This is a genomic window from Pacificibacter sp. AS14 (assembly GCF_038899935.1).
Taxonomy (GTDB): Bacteria; Pseudomonadota; Alphaproteobacteria; order Rhodobacterales; family Rhodobacteraceae; genus Celeribacter.
In genome coordinates this window covers 80,281-90,534 of the sequence record NZ_JBBMQI010000016.1, presented here as the reverse complement: position 1 = coordinate 90,534, position 10,254 = coordinate 80,281, and the positions used below count along the sequence as shown (strand labels likewise).

Below are 10,254 nucleotides of genomic sequence, written 5' to 3'. Positions count from 1 at the left end.
TGCGTAACCCCAACAAGGCCACGACCTGCGTGTCGATCAACAGGCCGAATACATATGAGCGACTTCCGAGAACATGCCAGAAATCATTTACGAACAGCAGCCGGTACATACATTTGGGCCGAGTGCGCATTCCATAGCAACTTTATTTGTTGAACACATGCATATGACCGCGCTGCCTTGCAGCGGCTTTCCAGTGTTTTTTTACGAACGCCGTCCGGTTCGAATTCTGCATATTTACACTCAGATTCAAAACTCTTGATTGGAATAGCGAATCAATTAATAACTAACAGATGGTTAATATATCAGCGATGAACAGTCAGTCCCTCCGAAAGTACCATCGAAGCCTTGTACTGAGATTGGTGGCGGACGGAATCACGACGCGCACTGATTTGGCAGAGGCCATCGGTCTTTCGTCGATGGGCATAACCCGGATCGTCAACGAATTGATGGATGCGGGCCTGATCGCAACGCGGGGAAAGCGAACGAACCTCACTGGGCCGGGGCGTCACAGCGCCCGACTCGAAATCAAGCCGGATGGGGCGTTTTTTATTGGCGTAACCGTTTCAGCCTTCACGAATGAACTGGTTTGCGTTGATGCTACCGGGCACATTCAGTGCCGCTTACCGTTTTCGTGCGAGGACGTATCTGACGCTGATGCCGTGGTCGAAGCGATTGCAATGACTTTGAAGCAACTATTGATAGGTGAAGACATAGATGAATCCCGCATCCTCGGGATGGGGGCGACGGTTTCCGGTATTGTCGATCGCGCCAACGGTACGGTGACCCGTGCAGGCTATCTAGGTTGGGAAGACATATCTTTTGCCGCCAAACTGAAGGCGGCGACCGGCTTTGATGTTGTCGTCGAAAATCTTGCGAATGCCATGAACATGTCCAAACATCGCTTCGGAATCGCCAACGGACGTCACAGCACGCTGCTTGTCAGCGGAGGCACAACCTGTGGTTCTAGTTTTGCGCAGGCCGGTGAGCCTTTGCGTGGCTATACGTTCGAAGCCGGTCAATTGGGCCACGCGCGTGTCACACCCAATGACTTGACGTGTTCGTGCGGCCGAAACGATTGCCTGAATACTGTTGCATCCGGCTGGTCTATCCTTGCGCGATCAGGCCGCGTCAAGGACCGCACGTTTCAGGGCGCGCATACCAATCAATATGCAGATGCTTTGACAGAACTGCTTGAGGGCGTTGCGCCGAAAGAGGTCTCTAAATTGTTGCGGGATGCTGGCAAAAACCTCGCCCATGCGACGGCAGAGGCATGCCTGTTTTTGAACCCAGATATGGTGCTGGTGGTCGGGGCCATGGCCGTATCACCAGATTTTGCCGAGGGGTTTAGTGAGGCATGGGATGTTGTGCGGCTAGGGGACGTCGCGACCAAGCCAAGCTACACGATGGATACCACGCCGGATGTTGCCGCTGCTGCACATTTGGCGATGGATGAATTCTTTTTTTCACCAAAGCTGGCCCTGCCTCAGGTTTCAGCCACGGATGCGAGGTCCAACCATGCTTAACCTTCCTTCACAAATGCTGTCTTATGCCCGCGCTGCTGCCGCTATGGTCCTGTGTGGCTTTGGCGTCTACACGGCCTATTTCGGGGTCTGGCCAGACATCCTGCAACAAGGCGTCCATCTGTCTTTGATTTTGTTTCTGGCCTTTACCGCGAAGCCGGCTGGCTCTGCGCTTCAGCGCAGTCTTGATGTCGGCCTTGGTTTGCTCGGCTTTGCGCTCATCTTTTATCACGTCGCATTTTACGAGACGATCACTGCAAGGTATGGCGAAATGACATCCTTGGAGTTTTGGTTCGGAATTGGCACCATTGTGTTGTTGCTTGAGGCCACGCGCAGGGTTGTCGGCCCGCCCATGGCGATCTTGGTCTTGATCTTTCTGGTCTTTCCCTTTGTGGGCCCTTGGATGCCTGACCTGCTATCACATCGCGGGTATTCGGCTGAGCGCGTGGTGTCGCAGATGTACATCGGTGGCGGCGGGATATTCGGCACACCTTTGATGGTCAGCTCCACCTACGTCATTACCATCGTGATTTTCGGCGCTATTTTAGAACGCACCGGTGGCGCCAATGCGTTAATGGACATTGCAACAGGCACCACAGGCCGAATGCGCGGCGGACCTGCAAAGGCCTCTGTTGTTGGCTCGACCTTGATGGGCATGGTCTCCGGCACAGCCGTTGCAAATGTGCTCACAACCGGCACCATTTCCATCCCGCTGATGATCCGCAGCGGCTACCGGCGACATGTGGCAGGCGCGGTTGAGGCCGTCGCCTCGACAGGGGGGCAGCTGATGCCGCCGGTGATGGGGGCTTCTGCTTTCATCATGGCTGAAACAACGGGAATTTCTTATCTCAAGATCGCTTTGGCCGCTTTGATCCCAGCGCTGGTGTATTACGTTGTCTTGCTTGCAGTGGTCCATTTCGAGGCGCTCAAATACGACATTAAACCACTGTCCGCGGAAGAGACCCCAAGCGTCCTGCAGACATTCAAATCATCAAGCCATCTCCTTTTGGGCATTCCCACGCTGATCTTCACGCTCTCTCAGGGCTATTCTGTGATGTATTCGTCGTTCTGGGCGATCACCGTGGCCTTTGTGGCCGCCTATGTGAAACGCGCCACTTGGATCACCCCGCGCAAAGTGTTGCAGATCTGCCAATCCGCTGGGGAATCAATCTTGCCCGTCGCGGTGGCTTGCGCCTCTGCTGGGATGGTGATCGGGATCATCACATTGACCGGGGTTGGACTAAAAATCAGCTCACTCATCATCACCCTGTCCGGTGGCAGCCTGTTTTTGGCCCTCATTCTGACGATGCTTGCCAGCCTCGTGCTTGGCATGGGGCTGCCCACCGCTGCTGCCTATATCTTGGTGGCAACGCTTGTCGCGCCTGCTTTGGTGGAGCTGGGTGTCCCGCTTTTGGCAGCGCACTTCTTCGTGTTTTACAGCGCCATGCTGTCGTCCATCACACCGCCTGTTGCCATGGCCGCTTATGCAGCAGCTGGCATCGCCAAAGCCAGCCCTCTCAAAATTGCCGCAACCGCCTCCGTCTATGGCATTTCGGCCTTTATCATCCCCTATGCGATCGTCCTGCGTCCATCCCTTTTGGGTATTGGCTCATGGGGGGAAGTCGCGTGGGCGGCACTCAATGCGGTGATCGTCGGCATCGGCCTTGCCGCGATGGTCTCCGGCTTTTGGCTCCGGCCTTTAAATTTTATCGAACGCGCGGCCATGGGCGCTGCCAGCTTCGCCATCCTGCTTTTGGGGTGGCAAGGCGTGGCGCTCGGCGCGGCGATCATCATAGGCATCAGCTTTTTGCAATGGCGGCAACAGTCACAAACAGCGAATGCCTGAAAATACCAAAAATAAGCACTCAAAAATAGAGGCAAAACTGGCCATAAAATGGCCCCAACAGAGGAAAATAAACGTGAATATACTTAGCAATGTGGGTGCAGCTGCACTCGTTTTCGCCACGACGCTTTGCGCAAGTGCGCAAGACAAAACATATATATCTTTCGGCTCCTGCCCAGTGGGATGCACGTCCTACACTTGGACAGCGGGCATTGCAGATTTGCTCAACCGTAACATCGACGGGATCGAAGCCGTTGCGGAAGGCACCAAAGGCTACCTCGACAATGCACGTCTGCTTGGCGAAGGCGAATTGCAAGTCGCTATGAACACCACAGCCGCGGCGGTGGATGCTTATAACGGCACAGGCGCTTTCTCGAGTGTCGAGCCGGGCCGCGCGCTCAGCTGGATGTCCATCGCACCCACTTACATGCATATCGTGACCGTTGGGGATACCGAGTACACTGGCTTGCAAGATCTCAAAGGCAAACGCGTGGGCATGGGGCAACCTGGTGGCACAGGTCTGTTGGACAATCTTGCGCTCATGGACAGCCTTGGATTCAAAGACGGCGATGACTATGAAGCCTTCAAAGTACGTCTCGGGCCAATGCTCGACGGCTTGGCTGACGGCAATATTGATGTGGTTTTGTGGGATGGCAGTATCCCGCTTGGGCCTGTTATCAAATTGGCGACGACCCATGATGTGACGCTGCATCCCGTATCAGACACAGAACTCACAGCGCTGCAATCTGTGGCCCCTGCCTTCTTTCGCGTCGTCTTGCCTGCGGGCCTTTATGATGGCGTCGACACAGACACTCCGGTCTATGGCAACGGCAACGCTATGACGATTGATGCAAATCTATCAGAAGATCTGGTGTATGAGATGACCAAAGTGATCATGGAACACACCGACAAATTGGCGCAGGTTCACCCTGCACTGGCCAATATTACCAAAGATACGGTCCTGAACGGTTTTGCGGCCCCTCTTCACCCTGGCGCGCTGCGCTATTACCGTGAGATCGGTGTGACCGGGATCGAAGAGTTTGCGGCAAAATACCCCTCCAACTAATGCGTTTGCCCCACGGCGCTGCCGTGCGCCGTGGGGGTTTTACAGTAAGGTGATACAAGATGCCGAAGAATATTCTCTACATAATGGCCGACCAAATGCAGGCCAACGCTTTGCCAATGCATGGCGGTCCGTCCCTTGTCCCCAATTTGGAACGTCTCGCTGGCGAGGGCACGGTATTCGACGCTGCTTATTGCCCGAGCCCCATCTGTGCGTCCTCTCGATTTTCGATGATGGCCGGACAATTGCCGCACAAAGTCGGCGCCTATGACAATTCAACCGAATTTCCCTGTTCTCTCCCAACCTTCGCGCACTATCTGCGCAACGCCGGATATCGCACATGCCTGTCGGGCAAAATGCACTTTGTTGGCCCAGACCAGCTGCACGGCTTTGAGGAGCGCGTGACAACCGACATCTACGCTTCCGATTTCACTTGGGCTGCGGATTGGTCCCAAACGGACGAAGTCTACTCTCCCTCCAAAATGAGCCCCGCCGGCGCAATCGAATCCGGGCTTTGCGCGCGCTCCATGCAATTGGATTATGACGAAGAAGTCACCTATGCGGCGCGGCGCCGTCTGTTTGATTATGCCCGCACCGATCGCGACCAGCCGTTCATGATGTGCGTCAGCTACACGCACCCTCACAATCCCTTTATTGTCACACAAGAATATTGGGACCGCTACGAAGGTGTGGACATTCCAGCGCCTGCAGTGCCCGCCATACCTTATGAAGACCTCGATCCGTGGGCACAGCGGTACTTCCGCACCATTCTCCAAGATGAATATGAAGTTTCTCAAGAAGAACTGATGCGCGCGCGCCGCTGTTACTATGGCATGATTAGCTTTGTGGACGACCAGATAGGGATGTTGCTGCAAACACTGGCTGAAACCGGATTTGACAAGGATACGATCGTGATCTTCGCAAGCGACCATGGCGAAATGCTGGGGGAAAGGGGCAGTTGGTACAAATTCAATCCCTTTGAGCCGTCAATCCGAGTGCCGCTCATTGCCCATATTCCTGGCGTCGAGCAGCCAAAACGTGAAATGCGCGCGGTATCACTCATGGATCTGTTTCCAACATTTCTTGATATTGCGAGCCCGGACACGCCGGTGGAATTGGTTGAACCGCTAGACGGGCAAAGCTTGATGCCTATGCTCTTGGGGCAGGACACCACGCGCTGCGATGAAGTCATCGTCGAATATATGGCCGAAGGGGTGTACGATCCGGCCGTTATTCTTCGTCGAAACCGAATGAAATACGTCCATTGCGGCGACGATCCGGGGCTGTTGTTCGATCTGAACAACGACCCGCTTGAACTGACAAATCTCGCGACATCTTCAACCCACAGCAAACTTGCGCAGGAAATGCGCGACGAAATCTTGTCGGGTTGGGATCTGCCCGCAATCCGTGAAGACGTCATGAAAGTGCAGGCGCGACGACGGGTTGTCCAAAAGGCCATCCACGTTGGCGCGACGACGGCATGGGATTATACGCCCCCACGTGATGGCACCAAAGAGTATGTCCGCCCGAACCCAAGCATCAAGAGCACGACCGACATCAAACGCAAGGCGCGATACCCTTATGTTCCGGCTGCGAAACCACAGCACCCTCGCGACACCGAAAGCTGATTTTGCTTGAAGCTTAGTGACAGGCAGGGCAGTCCCTGCCTGTTCGAACACTGCGCAGCGAAAGGTCAGTTTGGAATCCACCCGCTTTTGCCCTATCCAATGGCTGGTTTGGTGAACGTCGCTGCGTTGCCGAAAATTTGTTGCTGCGCGCGCGAGAATGCTGCGTGAGCGAAACAGGAAAAACGAATGTCGGTTTTGTTCCGCAAAGCAGTCATCGACGCCCCTTGAAGCTAATGGCGGCTTTGCTGTACAGCCGACATCGATGCAAAATGCAGCGAATGACGGGAGAGAGCCCTAACTGACAGATGCTGCGCTGTGTTCTGACGGCAGCTATGCGCAGAAAGCGTACTTTGCAAAGTCGAGCGAACGGCCCTAAGCCGACGTTGGACCTGATCGTAGCAGACGGCCGCTCTGAGCCCAAGCCGTCTATGCCGCACTGTGAGTGAATGTCGGCTCACCAAGAACAGTCAAAAAATTAACAACCACTTAGTCTTCGAACGGGGTTTTTGGGGTCGCGTAAGTCAGGGTGGTTTGAAAACATGTCAAGACGCCGATTTGGAGGGCGATGTTTGTACTCTCCGCTTCGACATAGCTAAGATACAATCGCTCACACTTTCAAGCTGACGCATGCGGCTTGATTTCATGCGTGTTTATCGGCGACACCCATCCATTCCGATGATATGCGCTGTCCCAGAATTTCCACTCATGCCAGGTAGACGCGGCAAAGGCTTTCTGCATGGCCGTCCGTGTTGATGTGTCGGCGGCCTTTCCCACAACGTCCGTCAGATCAAGCATGCCCTGAACCGATGCCTCGAATGCTTCGCTGGCATAGGTATCAATCCAGGCGCGATAGGGATGATCTGCCACCGCTTGTGCATGGATCGCGGCACCGACACGCTGATAAATCCAGAAGCATGGCAACAGCGACACGACCGCGACCGGAAACGGATCAGCTGCCGCCGTGCGGATGAGAAAGCTGACGTAGTGATCGCAGGCCCGCGAGGGTGGCCATAGAGCGTGATTGGCCCAAACCATCGCCACGTTTCCATCATGCCAAGACCTTAGCCGGGTCACGTTTTTGCGTGTTGTTAGAAAACGACAGGAATTGGCCTGTGTCTTGATCGTATTGGTAGCGTGTTGCAGCACCGTCTCGAGTCATAACAACTTCTCCGGTTCCAATCTTCAAATCGGCCTTGATGATCGTAGTACCTTCACCCGCCAACACACGCGCACCCTGATCAAATCCGTCTGACAGCGCTGCAATCCGGACGGTTCGTCCATCTGCATCCGCAAGTTCAAAACCGCCGTCTTGCGTGATCATCAGATCAAACAAAACGGACCCGTCAGGGGCAAGATGAGGGCAGTGTTCGCCCTCTCTAAATGTACCTTTTGGCACGCCAGATCCTCGGGCGTACATAGCATTATGCGAAACGCGCAGGGTATCGTCAAAATAGTAGTGCCCAATCGGGGCGCCAAGCGAAGGGCGCGCCATATGAAGATGAACGTGCGGCGGCCAATCGGTATGCCCACACGGATTATTTGTATCAAACCCCATGATATAAATTGGACCACACGGCCCCTGCCCGATTGTTTGATCAAGCCCAAGCCGCTGCACAGCCTCAAGCAGCGCAAATTCCAACACCGTCGCCGCCTGACGTGCCTTGTTGGGAAAATCATCAGTGCTGTATTTCCCATTAGCCTGAAGTTCATTCGGGACTTCAACCCTGAGATCCACACCCTCAAAGGGAACGATCATATGCATGTCTGCAGTTCTATCTGTATGCTTCGAGAGCGGAGGCAACGTTATCGTCAAACTGTCGCGGGTCGTTTCAAAGGCCAGATCGTTGTTGCCTAACACAACGCGCCGGACAGGTGCGGCAAGCTGGAACTGCAAAATCTGTTCGGTCATCTCTGGCACGATCAAACATAAAATAGTCTCGAACGGGTTGTCGGTACAGTAACGCGGGTCTTCATGTTCAAACACCGTCAGTGTGCTGCGTAGACGAACGGCAGGTCCCCTATGAGGGTTTTCTTTCAGGAATTTGATCGTCACGCGAAGATCCATCATGCACCCCCATCGTCGTCGGTAGACCACAGGTCATCGCAATACCTATGAAGCGCGGCATCTCCCGCCTTGATCCAAAGCTTTCCATCGCTATCTTTACCCATCCTCGTATCCAGGCCGCTGGCCTGACAGATCGCGGCACCAGGAACGCTGTCCCAAAGTGTTGTGGCGCTATGAAGATGGCCAGAAATTTGCCCTATCCCCGCCCAAGCCAAAGACACCGCAGAACACCGCCAATGGTACACCCCGTATCCGGCCTTTCGGTATACCGCATGCAATTCGAGCGTCTCGGTCAGGGTTGCATCGTTGGGTTGACCAAGCGAAATCGTAGGGATAGGCGGCGGCGTCCGCGTAAACGACGCTCCATTCACAAACAGATCCGTGCCTTCTGCCGCAATAACCAAGTCCAGTAGAGGCAACACAATAACACCCAAATCAGGGGCGTCGTCCGTCATGTGACCCATCGCAACGCCCCAAAGGGGCGATCCGTTGAGGAAATTTGCAGTCCCATCGATAGGATCAAGGGTCCAGTATTCTGGGCCGCCAACGCCACCGAACTCTTCCCCGACGATCAGTTCACCCGGGAACGTGGTGCCCATGTCGGCCCGGATTTGTGCCTCAACCGCGAGGTCGGCATCCGTCACAGCTTGGCCCGGGCTTTTGGTGCTGATGTCCAAACTGCTGCGGGAATGAAAATATTCCAGTGCCAAACGCGCGCCGTTGTTGGCGATGCGGACGGACTGTTCTAGGCGGCGGCTGTAGCTGTTATGAGGCATGGGGTCCCGAAATCTGTTTCAAAACAGGAATTGCCAATTAAATTGCAATTGTCAACTTAAAATTTTCATATTGGAGGTCTGCGCGACTGTTCGTTATGGTCTGATAAAATTTGAAGAGAGCCTTAATGACCAATCACGAACGCCCTGATCTCTCGATTAGCCAACAGCGGATAATCGATCTTGTCCGCCGCCAAACAAAGGTCACGCGCGCTGACTTGGGCCCAGCAACGGGACTAACACCCGGTGCGATTTCACGCCTTGTGCGTGACCTTCTTGACCTAGGGCTCATTAAAGAACTTGATCGAATTTCAGGAATGAGGGGCCAGCCCGCCGTGCCGCTAACAGTGGATGGAAATGGTGGCGTTTCTATCGGAATATCGTTTCCGTATGGGCGCCTAGACGTCGTTGCAATGGATTATGCTGGCCATCAACTGGCCCATAGTAAAACGCCATTTGAGAGTCGGGATCCAAACAAATTAAAGAATATCTTGCGGTCCCAGATTGACGAAATCTTGAACGACCACACCATTCAAACACGCAGGCTCGTAGGGTTGGGCCTCGCCATTCCGGGGCACCTGCGCCCTGACAAAGAGAAGGAGTTTGTCATCCCACCAACGCTCGATTGGCTGGACGTCGCAACGCTTTGTACTTGGCTTGGGGTCAATTATAATTGCCCGGTATTTGTTGAAAACATTGCAAATTCTGCGGCGATTGCTGAAACTTACGCAGCGGACGGCGCTATGCCGATGGACCTGGCGGCCATCAACTTTGGTCATGGCGTTGGACTTGGCCTGATGCTTTCAGGGCGAATCCATCAAGGGACGGGCGGATTGGCCGGAGAAATTGGCACGCTCTTTCCGGCACTCCAGCCGCGCCCCTCGGCACACGATCTGTTGACCGTCATGCGATCCGCCGGACGCAACGTGCCGACCGTTAATGATCTGGGGGCGTTCGCTACAGAGGGCGACGTCCTCATTGAGGCATGGGTCACACGCGCCGCACAGCAGCTGCACCCACTTGTGCAGATGCTCCATATCATTACGGCCCCACAGCAGATTGTTTTGACCGGCATGCTGCCGACGGGTGTAACCACCCTTCTTGCCGCCAAGCTTTCGGCGCAAATGAAGCACCACGTGTCCGGAAAGATGCTCAGCCCGGTGCGAATCGCACCAAGTAAATTTGATACGTTTGCCAATGCTATTGGGGCTGCGTGGTTGCCGATTGAGAGTGAGAGTTGGGAGGGAAAAGACCGCATAAATTGGGTGTCATAAACAAATTACAAAAATTAAGTTGTTTTAGGAAACTTATAATTGCATCATTCTCGCAAGAAGGCCCGACGGGTCAATGCGCAACAATCGA

Annotated in this window: 8 protein-coding genes; 5 read left to right on the top strand and 3 right to left on the bottom strand. The window is 54.4% G+C overall.

Features of this window, described 5'->3' with window-relative positions; all coding sequences use genetic code 11:
• The first annotated feature begins 290 nt into the window (after positions 1-290).
• From WNY38_RS14285 to betC, 4 genes are all read left to right on the top strand, one after another.
• Positions 291-1,523, top strand: coding sequence for an ROK family transcriptional regulator (locus tag WNY38_RS14285; RefSeq protein ID WP_342858031.1), 1,233 nt, complete (start codon positions 291-293; stop codon positions 1,521-1,523).
• Positions 1,516-3,366 (top strand): TRAP transporter fused permease subunit, encoded by a 1,851-nt coding sequence (locus tag WNY38_RS14280; protein ID WP_342858030.1) that lies wholly within the window; start codon positions 1,516-1,518, stop codon positions 3,364-3,366. The genes WNY38_RS14285 and WNY38_RS14280 overlap by 8 nt, the downstream gene beginning before the upstream one ends.
• Before the next feature lie 73 nt (positions 3,367-3,439).
• Positions 3,440-4,429 (top strand): TAXI family TRAP transporter solute-binding subunit, encoded by a 990-nt coding sequence (locus WNY38_RS14275; RefSeq protein WP_342858029.1) that lies wholly within the window; start codon positions 3,440-3,442, stop codon positions 4,427-4,429.
• A 59-nt stretch (positions 4,430-4,488) separates the two neighbouring features.
• Positions 4,489-6,054 carry a choline-sulfatase gene (betC, locus tag WNY38_RS14270; protein ID WP_342858028.1) on the top strand — a complete coding sequence of 522 codons (1,566 nt, stop codon included), beginning with the start codon at positions 4,489-4,491 and terminating at the stop codon, positions 6,052-6,054.
• 615 nt (positions 6,055-6,669) lie between these two features.
• Here betC and WNY38_RS14265 read toward each other — a convergent pair.
• The 3 genes from WNY38_RS14265 to WNY38_RS14255 are packed head-to-tail and all read right to left on the bottom strand — an operon-like array spanning position 6,670 to position 8,895.
• Positions 6,670-7,089 (bottom strand): hypothetical protein, encoded by a 420-nt coding sequence (locus WNY38_RS14265; RefSeq protein ID WP_342858027.1) that lies wholly within the window; start codon positions 7,087-7,089, stop codon positions 6,670-6,672.
• A gap of 13 nt (positions 7,090-7,102) precedes the next feature.
• Positions 7,103-8,122 carry a hypothetical protein gene (locus WNY38_RS14260; RefSeq protein WP_342858026.1) on the bottom strand — a complete coding sequence of 340 codons (1,020 nt, stop codon included), beginning with the start codon at positions 8,120-8,122 and terminating at the stop codon, positions 7,103-7,105.
• Positions 8,119-8,895, bottom strand: a complete 777-nt coding sequence (locus tag WNY38_RS14255) for an inositol monophosphatase family protein (RefSeq protein ID WP_342858025.1) — start codon at positions 8,893-8,895, stop codon at positions 8,119-8,121. Before WNY38_RS14255 ends, WNY38_RS14260 begins: the two co-directional genes overlap by 4 nt.
• A gap of 125 nt (positions 8,896-9,020) precedes the next feature.
• Between WNY38_RS14255 and WNY38_RS14250 the strand changes: the two genes are divergently transcribed.
• On the top strand, positions 9,021-10,166 hold the full coding sequence (locus tag WNY38_RS14250) for an ROK family transcriptional regulator (RefSeq protein ID WP_342858024.1): 1,146 nt from the start codon (positions 9,021-9,023) through the stop codon (positions 10,164-10,166).
• Positions 10,167-10,254 lie beyond the last annotated feature (88 nt).